This is a genomic window from Kribbella sp. NPDC048928 (genome assembly GCF_043197975.1).
In the GTDB taxonomy this organism is placed as follows: Bacteria; Actinomycetota; Actinomycetes; order Propionibacteriales; family Kribbellaceae; genus Kribbella.
Map to the genome: position 1 here is coordinate 31,035 of NZ_JBICUC010000010.1, position 15,449 is coordinate 46,483.

A 15,449-nucleotide genomic window follows, 5' to 3' on the forward strand; every position below is an offset into this window, starting at 1 on the left:
GGCATCAGCTCCGGGGCAGGTCGTCGGCGAGCGGCCAGTGCGGAAGCTCGGCCAGCAGTTCGAGGTGGTGTGCGGCGAACTCGTCGTCGTTGGCGGTCGCCGCGATCTCCCCGAGTCCGGCGAGAGTGGCGCCGTACCAGAGGGCGGACGGCAGGCCGAGGTCGTCGATTCCGCTCCGCAGATAGAGCCGTACGAGGTCGGGCAGCCAGCCCTCCTCGAGCAGGGCGTACCGGATCCCGGCGCCGAATCCTGTTCGCCGCAGGCCGCGGTGGCCACGTACTTGGTGGCCCGGCTTGGTGTGGCGGTCGAGGTAGAGGCAGTAGCTGAGCGCGAACCGGACGAGGTCGCGCAGCGGCCAGCCGGCGCGGGCGCCGCTTTCCCAGTCGACGACACCGGTGATCCGGCCGTCGTCGACGAGCAGATTCCCGAACCAGTAGTCACCGTGGACCATGGTCTTGGCAACCCGGTGACCCTTCAGTTGGCGATCCGCGGCTGCGAGCCGGAGTTGTGCAGCTTCGAGCTTCGGATGGCCCGGCCACCGCGCCCGGACGTGGTCTGCGACTTCGCTCGCCCAGGTGATCCGGGCCCGTTCACCGGCGGTCGCGAGCTGGAAGTGACGCAGCCAGCCACCGGCCAGTGCGACGTCCATCGCCACCGGTTGCCGGCGGGACGTGTGCAGCCACCGGTGGTACGCGACACTCATCGGCGCCCCGCGGACAACCGTGGTCACTACTGCCGGCAGGCCGTCGCTGTCGAGCGTCTCAAGGTACTGGGGCACGGTGCGCCCGAGGTCGCCGAGATTCACCTCCGCGAGCGACATCAGCATCCTGGTCTCTCGGGAGATCGCGCTCGCGGCAGCCACTGTCACCGGGATCTTGATGGCCACCGGACCGGCCGGACCGTCCACATAACTGCCGGGGGGCGGAGTGACGATGAACGTCCGTTTCGCGTCCGGGTCCCGTGACGTGGCGATCAGCACGCCGCGGCTGCCCGGCGCGAAGAGCAGGTCGTGCACCGACCGCGGGTGTGGGTGAAAGGCCTTGGGAACCTCGGTCATGGTCGCCTCCCGATGACGACGCGGGCCGGTGCGAGCGCGCCGGTCCAGCGCCACGGTGAGCGCCGGGCGACGCCGAGCAGCGCGGACGCAGGTAGGGCGCTGAACGCCAGGCCGGGCGGCACCGTTGCCACCGCGGTCCAGAAGTGCCGGATCGCCTCCTCGACGTCGTCGATGACGACCATCGGCCGGGCGATCGTCGGCAGCACGACGAACTCTCGTTCCACCACGACGCCGAGCCGGCGTGCAGCCTGCCGCAGTCGGCGCCGGCTGAGCGGCCGCTGATCCATCAGCGCGACCGGACGGCCGGCGATCAGTTGGTGCTGATCGATCGGTCCGGATCGGATGTCGAGCTCGACCGTTCCCGGTGGGCACAGTTGCAGCCAGGGTGACATTGGGCGCCGGACCCGGCCGACAGGTTCGGCGGCGCTCACGAGACCACCAGCTGTGCGGCACGCTGCGCGGAGTACACCTGATCAAGAACCTCGGCCAGACTCTCGGCGTCGTACGTGCTGTCAGCAGCCGCTTGCCCTTGCCGCGCCAGGCGTTCGGCCTTCACGCGATCGTCGAGCAGGTCGTCGATCGCTTCGGCCAGCAGGCGCGGACGGCCCGGTGGAACGAGGACGCCGCTCTCACCCGGTACGACCAGATCGGGCACCGAGTTGACCGCTGTCGCCACCACAGGAATGCCGCAGCGCATCGCCTCCACGACAGCGCAGGGGAGTCCTTCGTACCGGCTGGCCATCGCGAACACGTCGAAGGCCGGCAGCAGTTGCGGGACGTCGGATCGTTCGCCGGCGAAGACGAAGCGGTCGGACAACCCGGTCCGCCGGACCAGTTCCTTCGCCTCGCGATCACCCGGTCCCGAGCCGATCCAGACCGCGACCGCATCGGTACGGCGGAGCGCGGCGACGGCGGCGATGAAGTGCTCGGGCGCCTTCTGGTAGTCGATCCGCCCGACGGTCCCGATCAGCGGCAGCTCGGTAGTGATCCCGAGTGCGGCGCGGGCGGCCGCTCGCGAGGCCTCGGTGCGCGGCACGGTGACGGACTCGACCACCGGGGTGATGGTGCGCAGCGTGCTCGGCCTGGCCAGTCCTCGACGGAGCGCTTCCGTGGCGACTCCGCTGCCGATCGCGAGCACGCTGTCGGTGATCCGGGCGAGCCTGCGTTCGATCGCGACGTACGCCGCCCGCCGTACCGGATTCTGGAACTCGTGGAACGGGAAGCCGTGGTAGGTGTGGACGATCTGCGGCACGCCGGCCCGGTGCGCGGCCAGCCGGCCGAGGGCGCCGGCCTTGGCGCTGTGCGTGTGGACGACGTCGTACCGGCCCTCCTGGCACAGCTCGGTCAGTCGGCGCAGCGCGCGCCGGTCGTCGGTCGGTGACAGTGGTGAGACCAGCGAAGGTTCGATCACGACCCGCATCCCGGCGGCCGCCGCACGGTCGGTCAGCGGACCGCCCTGTCCGGTGATGACCGTGATCCGGTAGCGCGCCGGGTCGAGCGGCAGTACCCCGCGGAGGGCGACGCCGCCGGCTCCGGCGATGAACCGGGTGACGATCAGGGCGACCTGGATCCGCCCGTCGGCGGCCGTCACCCGACCCTGCCGGTGCGTACGGCTGCGAGCGGATTCCGCAGCAACCCGGCCAGACCGAGACCCGGTTCCTTGGCGAGCCGAAGCTCCAAGCAGGGCAGGCGATTCGTCAACCGCGCGGCGACTTCGTCGATCGGCGGATGGACCGGACCGCATCCGGTCGCCGAGGCAACGATCGCCGCGATCGACCAGAACCGGCGCAGCTCACCCGCGGCATACGTACCGGCCGCGATACCGCGGGCTGCCTCGGCAGGCGCCAGTTCGCGCAGCTCAGGTTCTGCTTGCGTCCCTCGCCGCAGTACGACGACGAGCTCCGGCGGAAGCGAACGTACGCGGTGCTCCCACGCCTGCTCGCGTCGGCCGTGGGCCGCGCGCTTGCCGCTCCCCGTCAGGGTACGGAGTGGTTCTGCCACCCCGTACGCCGTCGAGCCGTCGCAGACAGCGAGGTTGTCGCAGGTCGCCCGGGCGCCGTCGGCCAGCGCTCTCGCAACCAGGGTCGACTTGCCGACACCTCCTGGGCCGGCAAGCAGCACCGCGACGCCTCCGACCTCGACAACCGAGACGTGCAGCGGAGCAAAGCCCTGCAGCATCGCGAACCACAGCGCTGGGTAGTGCAGCAGCACCTGACTGCTCAACGCGCGGTGCCTCGCCGGGAGCAGCTTGGCGGCAACGGATTCCTGGTACGACGGTCGCCGACGGCTGACGACGCGGAGCCCGTCCTCGTCGATCGTCCATCGCTGGTCGAAGCCCGACCCGCCGACGTTCTCGAGTACGACCTGGCCGCTGTCGACCGCCCACGCCCCTCTGGTCACTACCTCGGCCCCACGCGTGCCGAACGGTTGCCGGGTGTCCTCGACCGACAGCACCACGTTGGGCAGGTCGGCCGACGACAGGCCGGATCGCTCAGGTCCGCCGGCCATCGTGACGAGCGACCGTACGACGGTGTCAGGTCCGTAGAGGGCCACCCGCTGCCCTGCAGTGTGGACCAGCGCAGTGTGGACCAGCGCCGTGCTCACGCCAGCCTGCCGAACCGTCGCTTGGCCGGTCCGTGGACGATGCCCAGCACCGGCCAGCGGACCGCCTTCAGTACGTCGTCGAGATCGTCGAGCCGGCGCAGCAGCACGGTTCCGCCCGACACCACGACCACACCGGCGGTCATCTCGTCCTCCGGTGTCACCGCCGACAGCCCGGTGAAGCGGACATCGGCGAAACCGGCCAGCCCGCTCTCCTCGAGGTCGAAGACGTGGCTGTCGTTGTCGACACCGGCCGGCTTCTTGAGCCGCTCCGGCGTGTGGGTCCGCCCGGAGAACGCGAACAGCAATCTGCTCACGGTGTCGGCGTCACTGTCGTCGGCGCCCATCAGCACGACGGCGTCAACTCCTTGCCGACGGGCGGCCAGCGCCATCGTGTTGCGCAGCGACTCGACGTCCTCGGTCGCCTTCCCGAGCACCGGCGCCTGCAACAGCCGGGCGAGTGCGCGGATGCTGTTGACCCGCGGGCGGAAGGTCTCGACGACCGTTGCCACGGTGAGCCCGAGGACGAGCCCGAGCAGCAGCGCCAGCGCGAGTTGCGGCAGCATCGAGGCCTGCACGTGCCGGATGTCCGGCTTGTTGCTGATCATCACCACGTGGTCCCGGGTCGCCGCGTCGGCTATCAGCGTTGCGCGCTGGCTGCTCAGCTGACTGAGCAGCTGGTTGACGGACTGGATCTGTACGTTCAGGTCCGCGCGCGCGGTGATGTCGGCGATGCCGCGCAGCTCCGTCACCAGTTTGTCGCGCGCGATCGTGGCTTTGTCGATCTGGTTCGACAGGTCGGTCACGGTGCTGTTGAACGACTCCTGATCGCCCTGGTTCATGAACAGCACGACGCGGATCGCCAACTGGGTCACGATCGGTCCGGCGGCGAGCGGATCGTCGTCGGTGACGCTGAGCTCGACGACCGAGGACTCACCGAGGCGCTGCGCCGAGACGTTCGTCGCGGCGTACGTCTCGACGTCGCGCGGTGCCTTGGCGGCCATCAGCGCCGTACCGAGCAGGCTCGGAGTCGTTGCGACCGCGAGCACCCGGCTGTTCATGCCCTCGGCCTCGGTGGCCGACTTCGGTGCGCCGGCGACGACCTGCAGACGGATGGAAGCCGTGGTCGGATCCGGCCGGCGTGCGGCCAGGACCGCCGCGCCGGCGACCGGAAGGAGCAGGCACACCAGGATGATCCCCAGGTGGGCTCGCACGATCCGGCGGAACATTTCTTCGATCGTCATCGGTGCGCCCTTCGTCCGTTGCCGTGCATCACATGACCAGGACTGACCTGGTGGTCGAGCTGGACAGGCCGACGGTGTCGGTCACTGTCACCCGTACGGTGAACAGGCCGATCGAGTTGTACGTGCAGGTGGTCGTCGGCGCTGTCTGGGGCGGCTTCGCGCCACCCGTGCCGCAGTTGAACTGGTACGTCGCGATCGGCGACTTGTCGACGCTGGTCGAGCCGGACGCGTCCGCGGTGATGGTCTGGCCGCGCCGGATGGTCGACTTCGACACCGTGAGCTTCGCGGTCGGCGCGACATCGGCCAGGATCTTGACCTTGACGGTCGCCTTGCTGGTCAGGCCGGCGGTGTCGGTCACGGTGACCGCCGCGGTGAAGGTGCCGGCGTTCGGATAGGCACAGGTCGTCGTGGGTGTGGTGATCACGCCGGTCGTCTGGCCGTTGCCGCAGTCGAAGGAGTAGCCGGCCAACGGGCGGCCGTCGGCGTCGGACGATGTCGACGCGTTCAGTACGACCTGCGCCGGCCGGTAGTCCTGCGTCGGCGTTGCGGTGATCCGCGCCGTCGGCTTACCGTTCGGATTCACGACGATCGGCGCGCCGGTCCAGCTGTCGCTGAGCCCCGCCGAGTCCGTGACGGTCGCGCTCGGCGTGAACGTACCGGCTGTCGTGTAATGGCAGACGCCGCTGGACTGGTCGAGCACGGTGCCGTTGCCACAGGTGATCCGGTACGTCGTCAGCGGAGCACCGAGACCCGCGCTGTGGGACGCGTCGATCGTCACGTCCAGCGGCGCGAATCCACCCGCCGGAGTCGCCGTCACCGCGATCGCCGGACCCGTGTACTCGAAGGCTCCGAGATCCGCGAACGTGATCGGCCCGATGCCGGTGTCGGCGACACCCGGGTGGTCGGCCGGAGCCGTACCGTCCCGGTTGACCGCGGTCCATCCGGCGATCGCAGTGTCCGCGGCGTCGATGGCCGGCGAGGTGCTGGTCAGATGCAGGTCCCGGGTGGCCGGCGCCACGAAGCGCGGGTTGGCGGACCTGCCGTTGGCTTCCTGACCGCTGATGGTCTGGAAGGCTGCGAGCGTCGTGTACGGCTTCGACGCCCACTCGAACAGCGGGCCGCCGGCCACGGACTGGAACACCAGGTCGCGGTCCATCGTGATGCCCGGACCGGAGGTCTCGTCGACGCGGATCTCACCGATCGTCCGGGTGCTGCCGACCGCGTTGTCCATCGCCACGTTGTTCCGGCTGGTGGCTCCGCTCGAGCCGCCCTCGAAGTTGATCCCCGCGGTGGCGTTGCCGACGACCGTGTTCGAGACGACCACCGATCCCGGCGCGGCGGAGTTGTCGATGCCGTGGTCACCGTTGTCGTAGATCACGTTCCGGCGGATCGTCGTACCGGCCGAGCCGGTGTAGGCCTCGATGCCGGAGTCGTCGTTGCCGTAGGCAAGGTTGCCGTCGACGACCACCTGCTGGGACGCGGACGAGACGTCGATGCCGGTCGCGACGCGGCTGCCGAGCCGCTTGTTCCGGTACGTCGTGACGCCGCTGACCGTGACCCTGGTGCTGCCCTGGACACTGACGCCGTGGAAGTTGTTGTCGTGGGTGACCGAGGCGTTCAGCGAGCTGTCGGTCGAGTTGAAGAACCGGACACCGATCGACAGGTTCGACGCGGCCTGGATGCCGTCCAGCGTGGCGTTGGCCGACGCGTCGACCGTGACACCCTGCGCACCGGACTGGGCGATGTCCAGCGTGCTCAGCGCGACGCGCTGGATCCGGTCCAGGTAGACGCCGCTCAGGTTGGTCTGGCGGACCGCGAAGCCGGTCACGGTGACATCGCTGACCTGGCGCAGCAGGATGCCGAAGCTCCGCGCGCCGGCGGCGACAGTGTGGCCCGCGGCCGGGTTCGTGCCGCCGGTGTCGACGTACAGTGTTGCGGTCGGGACGTCGTAGAACCAGGTGCCGGCGGTGGTCGTCGTCGCACTGGTTGCCTTGGTCAACGGCTGCCCGTCCAGGAACACCTGCGCGGGGACCGGGGCGAACGCGTGCTTCCATGCCGTGGTCGTGGTCGTGCTCCAGCCGGCCGTGTCGGAAACGTCGTCGGAACCGACGATCACCGCGGACGGCGAGGTGGCGCGCAGGGTGATGGGTGCACCTGTCTGGCCACTGGTGGTGAGCAGCACCTGCTCGCGGTATTGACCTGGGCCGACCAGGATCGTGTCCCCGGCCAGGACCTTCTTCGTCGCCGCTCCGATCGTGCAGAACGGTGTGGAGGTGTCGCCTGCTCCGGTGTCGCTGCAGGACGGGTTGGTCTGCTCGACGGAGTACGTCTGCAGGATTCGGGTGCTGACGACCTCCTGCGCGGTGGCGGTGTCGGTCATGCCCGCGGTGTCCTGAACGGTCACGGTCACGGCGTAGGTACCTGCCGCGGCGTACGAATGGGTCGCCGTTGCCCCGGACTGCGGTCCGACGACGGTGCCGTCGCCGAAGTCGAAGGTGTACGACGCAATGCCTGCTGTGTCGTTGTCACTCGAGCCACTCGCGTCGGCCGTCACCGGCACCGACGGCGGGAAGCTGACCGTGGTCGGAGTGAGGCTGAGCGCGGCGTGCGGCGCATAGTCCGTGACGCCTGCGACCGGCTGGAACTCGAGCGCGCCACGGTCGGCGTACGTCGGGCTGCCGGTGCCGGTGTCCGGAACGATCGGGTCGTCGGCGAGCGGGTTGCCTGCCTGGTCGGTCGCGGCGAATCCGGTCACCCCGGCGTTGGCGGAGTCGACGGCAGGCGAGCCGCCGGTCAGCCGGAAGTCCGCGGAGCCGGCGTCGGCGAAGTCGGGATCGGCGGACTGCCCGTGACTCTCCTGACCGGTGGCCGTCGCGAACGCCGCGAGCGTCTTGTAGATGACGCCGTTGACCTTGGTCGACGAAGCGCTCACGTGGTTGTAGGCGGTGTCGTAATCCGCGGTCAGACCGGAGTACGAGCCGGCGTCGACGTACAGGTCGTACTCGGTCGCCGTGGTTCCGTTGTCGACCAGCACGTTGTTGGCTGTCGTGGCTCCGGTCGAGTTGCCCTCGATCGAGATGCCGTCGCGCCGGTTGCCGTACGCGGTGTTGTTCAGGTAGCGGACGCCGGTCGAGGACAGCGTGTCGAATCCATGGTCCCCGTTGCCGTACGAGATGTTCCGGACGACCAGCGCGCGATGGCTGCCGCTGTAGACCTGGAAGCCGCTGTCCTGGTTCTGGTACGCGACGTTTCCGCTCACGGTGTTGTCCGGCGAGCTGGTGTCGACGTCGACACCGTTGGCGGTGGCGTTCGGGTTCACCGAGCTGTTCGCGTACGTCGTGTTGCCGGTGAGCAGGTTGCCGGTCGACGTGGACAGCCCGATGCCGTGCAGACCGTTGTGGTGGCTCGCCGAACCGGTCACAGTGACGCCGCTCGACGCGGACAACCGGATGCCGGTCGACAGCGAGTTGTCCACCGCGACGGCGCGGATGCTGATCGAGCTGTTCGGGCAGCTGTCGACCAGTACGCCGTTGCTTGCCGACTGCGACGCGATGACGTGGTCGACCGTGATCGCGGACGACGACAGCAGCCGGACGCCGGCCAGGTTCGCCCGGTCCAGTTCGAGGTTGCTGATGACCACGTTCTGCTTGCTGCTGGTGGTGACACCGAACGACTGCGCTCCGGCCTCGACCTGATGCCCGTCACCGGGGTTGGTGCCGCCGCTGTCGACGTACAGGACCTTGGCTGTCGCGTCGTAGAACCAGCTGTTCGCCGTGGTCGTGGTGGCCGACGACGCGGCGGCCAGCCGGTTGCCGTCGAGGAAGACCTGGCGCGGTACCGACGGCGGCGCGTACGGGGTGCTCCACGCGGACGTACCCGTCGCGGTCCAGAGCGCGGCGCCGGTCAGCGAACGGGTGCCGAGCACGATCACGCCCGGCGCGTCACCGGTGACGGTGATCGGGTCGGTCGCGGTCCCCGAGGCGTTCACCGTGACCTGCTCACGATAGGTGCCGGGGGCAACGTGAACGGTGTCGCCGGGGCTGATCGCCTTCTTGGTGCCCTGGCTGATCGTGCAGAACGGCGCGGCCTGGGTTCCGGCGCCCGTGTCGCTGCAGGCGACGGTGTTGCTGACCCAGTAGCCGGTACCGACGGCGGCCGCCGTGCCGCTGGTGACGACCATCAGCAGGGGAGCGGCCATGATCATGACCGTCCAGACCGCCAGGCCGCGTAGCCGCTTGTTCATGATCTCTCCCGCTGCTCGAAACATCAGTGCAGAACCGCGATCGGCCGCATCCGCGCGACCGGGCTGACCAGGCCGTTGCGGACGAGGACGTCGAGGGCGGCGTTCACGCCGCGGTCGTCGAAGTGATGGGCGACGGTGGGTGCACCGTCGTCGTAGCGATAGCGGCGGGTCGTCCGCTTCAGCGGGTCGTCGCCGGAGATGCCGCGCGCGACCAGGTCGGAGACCACGGTGCCGGCGCCGTGGCAGGCGGAGTACAGGCTGGTGGCCGCGCGGTCACCGGCCACCGCGAGGTAACTGGAGGTCCGGTGCGTGCCGGGCAGCAGCACCGCCTGCCCGGTGTCGGCGAACGTCGTCCCCGGCGTCATCATCGAGGCCGGGAAGGCGCGGCAGGAGTTGTGCCGGTGGACGACGCCGGTCCGGTCGCCGACCGGCTCCTCGTAGATGCTGTTGTGCGGCGAGTCCACGACCAGTCGTCCGGTGGCGCCACCGAAGGTGTCGGCGGCGATCCGGCGCAGCGCGGCGTACGTCGCGGTCCGGAAGGCGAACCCGTAGTTCATCGCGGCGGCAGTCGCCAGCATCAGCCGTTGGCCCTCGTCACTGGCCAGCGAGAGCGGCGTGCACCCGGCGGTGAAGTACAGGCCGAGCCGAGCCTTGAGCTGGGCGAAGGAGCGTGCGGAGCGCAGGTGGAACCACGGTTTCAGGGCCGCGTTGACGGCCTTGATCTGGGCCGGGTAGTCCTTGCGGCGGAAGAACAGCCGGCCGATCTCGCCGGTGAACACGCCGCCACCGCCGTGGTACTGGATCGTCAGCTGGCCCTCGGTGACCCCGAGCTTGCCGGCCCGCTCCGGGTCGAGAATCTCCTCGACCCGCTGGAGTTCGACGAAGTGATTGGATGGTCCAACGGTTCCGAAGCGGTAGCGGGCGAGCTGGAAGGCGAGCGCCGGCAGTTCGGAGTGCAGCCGGTCGATCCCGCCGTACCGCTCCAGGTCGATCCGGCCGCCCTCCTCGATCCGTTCGAGATCCTCGGGGGGCGCGCCCCAGCGGTCGACGCTGAACTCGGAGCCGTCCCGGACCGCCTTGACGACTTCCTTGCGGCTCAGCTCGGCGGCGCCGCGGGTCGGGTACGGGTACCGTTCGCGCACCGCGCGCAGGAAGGTGTCGACGGCCTTGTCGTCCGGCACCTCGGAGTCGACGGCGATCAGCGCCATGCCGCAGTTCACCGACGAACTGGTGAGGTCCGGCCGGATCGTGCCGTTGGTGGCGACCGCGACGCTCGACGGCAGTTCCATCTTGGACTTGTGGTGAAAGTCCGGCAGGACGACGGGTGGTGCGGCCAGGTCCGCGCCCCCGACGCGATGCCCGAGCGCGGAGATCGTTGCCCGGTCTGCGGGGAGCAGCGTGGTGTCATCGAAGACCGTCGGGGGGTTGACGGTTCCGTCGAGGACGCGGACGTCCAGTGGTGGCCGAGCCTCAGTGGTCATGCTTGTACTCGCAGTCGTCGAAGAGTTGATGATCAGAAGTCGTCGGGGTACGGCGCCCCGGCCGAGACCAGGCCCGGCGCCGGGGTGTACTCGGGGACGAGCCGGCGCAGGTGCCTGAACACCTCGTCCGGACGGTTGTGCCCGGCGGCGTCGTACAGCTCCCGCAGCCCCGCGCGGAAGCCCGCCGCCGCGCGCGGCGGCCGGGTCATCGAGATCCGCGGATGGTCGGTCGGCAGGGCCTCCTCGCCGGCGCCGAACAGTTCCTCGTGGAGCTTTTCGCCGGCCCGCAGGCCGGTGTACTTGAAGTCGACGTCGCGGATGTTCAGCAGGTTCGCGAAGTTGTGGACCAGGTCGACGATCCGGACCGGCTCGCCCATGTCGAGCACGTACGTCGCGGAGCCGTGCGACATCCGGACGGCCTCCAGGACCAGGCCGACGGCCTCCTCGATCGTCATGAAGAACCGGCTGACGTCGGGGTGCGTGATCGTCACCGGCGAGCCGCTGGCCAGCTGGTCGCGGACCACGTGCAGCAGTGAACCGCGGCTGCCCAGTACGTTGCCGAACCGTACCGCGGTCAGCACCGTGGTGGTGGACTGCTGCGAGTCCAGCACCAGCTCGGCCAGCCGCTTCGTTGCCCCGAGCACCGATGTGGGGTTCGCGGCCTTGTCGGTCGAGATCAGGACGAACCGTTCGACGTCGTGGGCGACCGCTGCCTCGACCAGGTTCTGGGTGCCGCGGACGTTCGACTTCACGCCCTCGCACGGATGGCGTTCGAGGACCGGCAGGTGCTTGAGCGCCGCGGCGTGGAACACGATCTGCGGCCGGTAGTCCCGGAACAGCTGGAAGATCCGCTCGGCGTCCCGGATGTCGGCGACCACGGTGTTCTCGGTGTCCAGCAGTGCCTCGCCCCAGAGTTCGAGCTGGGTGCGATGCAGGTTGGACTCGTCGTGGTCCAGCATCACGAGCTGCTCGGGACCGAACCCGTACACCTGCCGGCAGAGCTCGCTGCCGATCGATCCGCCCGCCCCGGTCACCAGGACGCGTTTGCCGGCGACGGCCTCCCGGGCGTTGCGGCTGACGACGTGCATTTCGGGCCGTCCGATCAGCGGCCCGACCTGCAGGGCACGCATGTCGGTCCCGGCGATCTGCCGCTGCAGCGCGGACAGGAACGGTGGCAGGTGCAGTACGGTCGCGCCCAGGGCGGCGGCGCGCAGTCCGAGCTCCCGCACCTCGTGCGACGGCATCGACGGGATGGCGACCACGACCACATCGACGCGGTGCTCCTCGAGGACCGTCTCGAGGTCGGCCAGCGTGCCGAGGACACGTCGTCCGCCGTATCTGCGGCCTTGCTTGGCCGCAGCGTCGTCCAGGAAACCGACCGGCTCCAGGCCGAACGAGCTGACCCGGTGCAGGTCGCGGGCCAGCGCGATGCCCGCCTCACCGGCTCCGACGACGATGGTCCGCAACAGGCTCTTGTCGCTGTCGTGCAGCAGCACAGGCTGGCTCATTCTGTTCCCTTTCCGGTGATGCCCTGGTGAGCGATGTCGGTGAGCGCCGCGCAGACGGCGTCGACCTGGACGTCGGTCAGTCGGGGGTAGATCGGCAGGGAGAGCAGTTGGTCGAACAGCGTGTCCGCCCCGAGCAGCCCCGCCGACGGGATCAGCGCCGCCTGGCTGAAGTACGCGAGCCGGTGCACCGGAATGAAGTGCACCGACGTACCGATCGCACGCTCGGAGAGCTCGGCGATGACCTCGTCCCGCTCGATCCCACCGGGCAGTTGCAGCCGGACCGGGTACAGGTGCCAGGCGTGCTTGCCGTCCCGTGCGGCCGGACGGTGCGGGAGCCGGATGTCGGGCAGGCCCGCGAGTTGCTCGTCGTACCGGGCGGCGATCTGCGCGCGCCGGCGCTGCCAGGACGGCAGGTGCGCCAACTGTGCGCGGCCCATCGCGGCCTGGATGTCGGTCATGTTCGCCTTGATGCCGGCGTCGGCGACGTTGTAGCGCCAACTGCCGCCGGGGAGATAGCGGCGCCAGGCGTCGGCCGTCATGCCGTGCAGACGGGCCCTGCGCAACCATTCGGCCCGCGTCGGGTCGTCGGTGGTGATCAGGCCGCCCTCGCCGAGCGGCAGGTTCTTCGTTGCGTAGAAGCTGAAGCACGTTGCCGCGCACCCCGATCCGATCGGGATGTCGCCGGCGTACGTGCCGACCGCGTGTGCGGCATCGACGACTACGCGATCGAGCGGCAGCCCGGCGGCCTCCGCGAGCGCCGGTACGTCGGCGACGTCTCCGGCCCAGTGCACGACCGTCAGCGCCGCCGGCCGGCCGAACTCGCGCACGGCGGTTCGTACGGTGGCCGCCGTCGGCATGCCCGTCTTCGGATCGACGTCGACGAGGACCGGCCGGTGCCCGGCGTGGAGGATCGCCTGCACCGCGCCGCAGAACGTCATCGTCGAGCTCAGGACCAGCGAGCCGTGCGGCAGGTCGAGCGAACGGAGTGCGAGCTCGATGCCGTGCGTGCACGATGAGACTCCGACGCCGTACTGCGCGCCGACGAAGCTCGCGAACTCGGCCTCGAACGTCGCGACCTCACGGCCGGTGGTCACCCAGCCCGACTGCAGGACGCGGAGGGCGGCGGCCTGCGCTTCCTCGGTGATGTGACAGTCCGCGAACGGTACGGCGATGTCGCCGGCTCGTGCAGCGCGCGGCACAGCGTTGATTCGGGTCGTCATCCCGATGCCCCCCTCAGAGCCCTCTGATTTCCCTCGACGCTACGGGCCGTGATCGCGGCCCGCGCCCGCCGACGGGACGAGAACTCCTACGTCAAGAAGATGATTCGGAGCCACCGGCGATTACGGACGCCGTGGTCTCGTCGATCCCGCGAACGCCTTGCAGGCGGGCGAATGCGACCAGTGCGAGTGTCGAGTGCTGCTCGGTGCGGCGGAGCAGGCTCTGGATGTGCGTCCGTACGGTGTTCGTGGAGACGAACAGCTGGGCGGCGACCTCGGCGCGGTTCATCCCGGAGACCAGGCAGCGCAGGACATCGAGCTCGCGCGGTGTGAGTTGATCCAGGAAGCCCGCTGCCGCGCGCTGCCGGTGCAGGTCGTGCAGGAGATGCCCGAGGACCGGTTGCAGCATCGCCGGCGCGAGGTACAGGTGCCCGTCGAGAACCTGCCACACGGCGGCGACCAGGTCGCGCAGCCGTGTCGTCTTGGTCAACCAGCCGCGAGCCCCTGCTTCGAGGGCCTGAACGATCAGTCGGGGATCGGTGCTGCCGGACAGCATGATCGCGGACGGCGCGTCGGGCGTCGCTGCCAGCTCCGCGAGCAGGTCGTAGCCCGACTCCTCAGCGAGCGCGAGGTCCACCAGGACCAGATCCGGCCGGCCTGCTCCGATCAGCGTCCGGGCGGCGGCGAGTGTGGAGGCGGTGTCGACGCGATCGATTCCCGGCTCGGCAGCGAGCAGCCCGGCGAGTGCTTCGGCGAAGACACGATGATCGTCGACGAGCAGCAGCGTGATGCCGTTCTTCACCGGTGCCGGCCCTCGACGAGGTCCCGCACGTCGGCCAGTCCGGCAGCGGCGGCAGCGCGGGCGATCTTCCCGCGGTCATGGACGCCGAGCTTGCGCAGCACCTGCTGAACATGCGTACGGACGGTGTGTCTGCTGACTCCGAGATCGACGGCCATCTGCTCGGTGGACAGACCGCGGACGACGAGGCGGAGGACGTCGAGCTCTCTGGTGGTGAGCGGATCAAGGACCTCCGGCCGGCGGCGATCCGGGACCGGCCGGCCTTCGGCGACCCGCTCGCCGCGGGAGATCCTTTCGATCGCCTCCGACACGACCCCGAGACTGCACGCCTTGCTGACCACACCGGCCACCGTGCCCGCATCGTAGGCGTCCCAGGCAGCCTCGTCCTGCGGCTCGACGAGCAGGACGACGGCTGTTGCCGGGCGGAGCCGATGGAGCGCGTCGGCCGTTCCCGGCGGAGCGTCGATCACGCACAGGTCGGGACCGAGCAGCCGTGCTGCGTCGAAGAGTTCCCGTGGATCGTCGCTGGTGATCACCACCTCGTGCCCCCGCGCGTCGAGAGCGGCGGCGAAGACCGATGCGAACAGCCACTGCTGCACGCAGATCGCCAGCTTCATGCCGATCTCATCGCGCGATGACCGGTGCCGAAGCAGAGCCGGACCGTGGTGCCGGTCGCGGGCGCGCTGATGATCTCGAGCCGCCCGTCGCAGGCGCGGGCGGCGGCGGCCACGACGGACAGGCCGTGCCCGGTCCGGGACGTGACGGCGCCGAAGCCCGGCCCGTCGTCGGACACCTCGACGTACGCCTCGCTGTCGCTCGCGTCGACGCGGAGCTGCACCTGGCCTGAACCGCCCGCTGCGCGGCACGCGTTGTCGAGCAGGTTGCCGATCGCCCGACGTAGCAGTGCCTTCTCACCGAACACCACCACGCGGGCGGCACGCTCGAAGATGACCGGGGCGCGATAGGTCACCCGGACCAGCTCGGCACACTCGCCGGCGAGCTGGGTCAGGTTGACGCCACCGATCCGCGGCGCCGGCTCCTGCTCGACGTCCAGCAACTCGGCGATGGCCGCGAGCTGCTGATGAATCAGGCTCAGCCGCCCCAGCCCGGTGTCGTTGTCGTCCGGCGGAGGCTCGGACAGGACCAGGCCGGCAGCGACGTACTGCCGCAGGTCGTGGCACAGACGCGAAAGCTGTTGCGATCCGCCGGCTTGTTCACCCGTCGCCGGCGACGTATCGGCAACGCTCATAGGTGACCCCCCTCAAGGTCCCCACCGAGCCGGGCCGCCCACCGCGGTCC

At 69.8% G+C, this 15,449-nt stretch carries 12 protein-coding genes; all 12 read right to left on the reverse strand.

All coding sequences use genetic code 11. From position 1 onward, the window contains the following. Nucleotides 1–4 precede the first annotated feature (4 nt). Entirely contained in the window at nt 5–1,057 is a 1,053-nt protein-coding gene (locus tag ACGFI6_RS35245) for an aminoglycoside phosphotransferase family protein (RefSeq protein ID WP_393126453.1), read from the reverse strand. Further along, entirely contained in the window at nt 1,054–1,488 is a 435-nt protein-coding gene (locus ACGFI6_RS35250) for a hypothetical protein (protein WP_393126455.1), read from the reverse strand. The genes ACGFI6_RS35245 and ACGFI6_RS35250 overlap by 4 nt, the downstream gene beginning before the upstream one ends. Further along, nucleotides 1,485–2,648: a glycosyltransferase gene (locus ACGFI6_RS35255; protein WP_393126457.1), complete on the reverse strand. Its 1,164-nt coding sequence runs from the start codon at nt 2,646–2,648 to the stop codon at nt 1,485–1,487. The genes ACGFI6_RS35250 and ACGFI6_RS35255 overlap by 4 nt, the downstream gene beginning before the upstream one ends. Then, the gene (locus ACGFI6_RS35260) at nt 2,645–3,661 is read right to left on the reverse strand and encodes a hypothetical protein (RefSeq protein WP_393126459.1); all 1,017 of its coding nucleotides are present in this window, start codon (nt 3,659–3,661) and stop codon (nt 2,645–2,647) included. Before ACGFI6_RS35260 ends, ACGFI6_RS35255 begins: the two co-directional genes overlap by 4 nt. Further along, nucleotides 3,658–4,902, reverse strand: coding sequence for a hypothetical protein (locus ACGFI6_RS35265; RefSeq protein ID WP_393126461.1), 1,245 nt, complete (start codon nt 4,900–4,902; stop codon nt 3,658–3,660). The genes ACGFI6_RS35260 and ACGFI6_RS35265 overlap by 4 nt, the downstream gene beginning before the upstream one ends. 28 nt (nt 4,903–4,930) lie before the next feature. Beyond that, a complete protein-coding gene (locus ACGFI6_RS35270) occupies nt 4,931–9,145 on the reverse strand; it encodes a right-handed parallel beta-helix repeat-containing protein (protein ID WP_393126463.1) in 4,215 nt (1,404 codons plus the stop codon). A 23-nt stretch (nt 9,146–9,168) separates the two neighbouring features. Beyond that, on the reverse strand, nt 9,169–10,626 hold the full coding sequence (locus ACGFI6_RS35275) for an RtcB family protein (protein ID WP_393126465.1): 1,458 nt from the start codon (nt 10,624–10,626) through the stop codon (nt 9,169–9,171). A gap of 32 nt (nt 10,627–10,658) precedes the next feature. After that, nucleotides 10,659–12,134 carry a polysaccharide biosynthesis protein gene (locus ACGFI6_RS35280; protein ID WP_393126467.1) on the reverse strand — a complete coding sequence of 492 codons (1,476 nt, stop codon included), beginning with the start codon at nt 12,132–12,134 and terminating at the stop codon, nt 10,659–10,661. Then, nucleotides 12,131–13,354, reverse strand: coding sequence for a DegT/DnrJ/EryC1/StrS family aminotransferase (locus ACGFI6_RS35285; protein WP_393126469.1), 1,224 nt, complete (start codon nt 13,352–13,354; stop codon nt 12,131–12,133). The genes ACGFI6_RS35280 and ACGFI6_RS35285 overlap by 4 nt, the downstream gene beginning before the upstream one ends. A gap of 91 nt (nt 13,355–13,445) precedes the next feature. Continuing rightward, complete coding sequence (locus ACGFI6_RS35290) at nt 13,446–14,153, reverse strand: response regulator transcription factor (RefSeq protein WP_393126471.1); 708 nt, start codon at nt 14,151–14,153, stop codon at nt 13,446–13,448. After that, nucleotides 14,150–14,767 (reverse strand): LuxR C-terminal-related transcriptional regulator, encoded by a 618-nt coding sequence (locus ACGFI6_RS35295; RefSeq protein WP_393126473.1) that lies wholly within the window; start codon nt 14,765–14,767, stop codon nt 14,150–14,152. Before ACGFI6_RS35295 ends, ACGFI6_RS35290 begins: the two co-directional genes overlap by 4 nt. After that, nucleotides 14,764–15,399, reverse strand: coding sequence for an ATP-binding protein (locus ACGFI6_RS35300; protein ID WP_393126475.1), 636 nt, complete (start codon nt 15,397–15,399; stop codon nt 14,764–14,766). Before ACGFI6_RS35300 ends, ACGFI6_RS35295 begins: the two co-directional genes overlap by 4 nt. Nucleotides 15,400–15,449: the final 50 nt, after the last annotated feature.

Excerpts from the sequence above, each read along its gene's own strand:
- ACGFI6_RS35245 (WP_393126453.1), bottom strand. The coding sequence starts at position 1,057 with ATGACCGAGGTTCCCAAGGCCTTTCACCCACACCCGCGGTCGGTGCAC.
- ACGFI6_RS35265 (WP_393126461.1), bottom strand. The coding sequence starts at position 4,902 with ATGACGATCGAAGAAATGTTCCGCCGGATCGTGCGAGCCCACCTGGGG.
- ACGFI6_RS35270 (WP_393126463.1), bottom strand. The coding sequence starts at position 9,145 with ATGAACAAGCGGCTACGCGGCCTGGCGGTCTGGACGGTCATGATCATG.
- ACGFI6_RS35275 (WP_393126465.1), bottom strand. The coding sequence starts at position 10,626 with ATGACCACTGAGGCTCGGCCACCACTGGACGTCCGCGTCCTCGACGGA.
- ACGFI6_RS35280 (WP_393126467.1), bottom strand. The coding sequence starts at position 12,134 with ATGAGCCAGCCTGTGCTGCTGCACGACAGCGACAAGAGCCTGTTGCGG.
- ACGFI6_RS35285 (WP_393126469.1), bottom strand. The coding sequence starts at position 13,354 with ATGACGACCCGAATCAACGCTGTGCCGCGCGCTGCACGAGCCGGCGAC.
- ACGFI6_RS35295 (WP_393126473.1), bottom strand. The coding sequence starts at position 14,767 with ATGAAGCTGGCGATCTGCGTGCAGCAGTGGCTGTTCGCATCGGTCTTC.
- ACGFI6_RS35300 (WP_393126475.1), bottom strand. The coding sequence starts at position 15,399 with ATGAGCGTTGCCGATACGTCGCCGGCGACGGGTGAACAAGCCGGCGGA.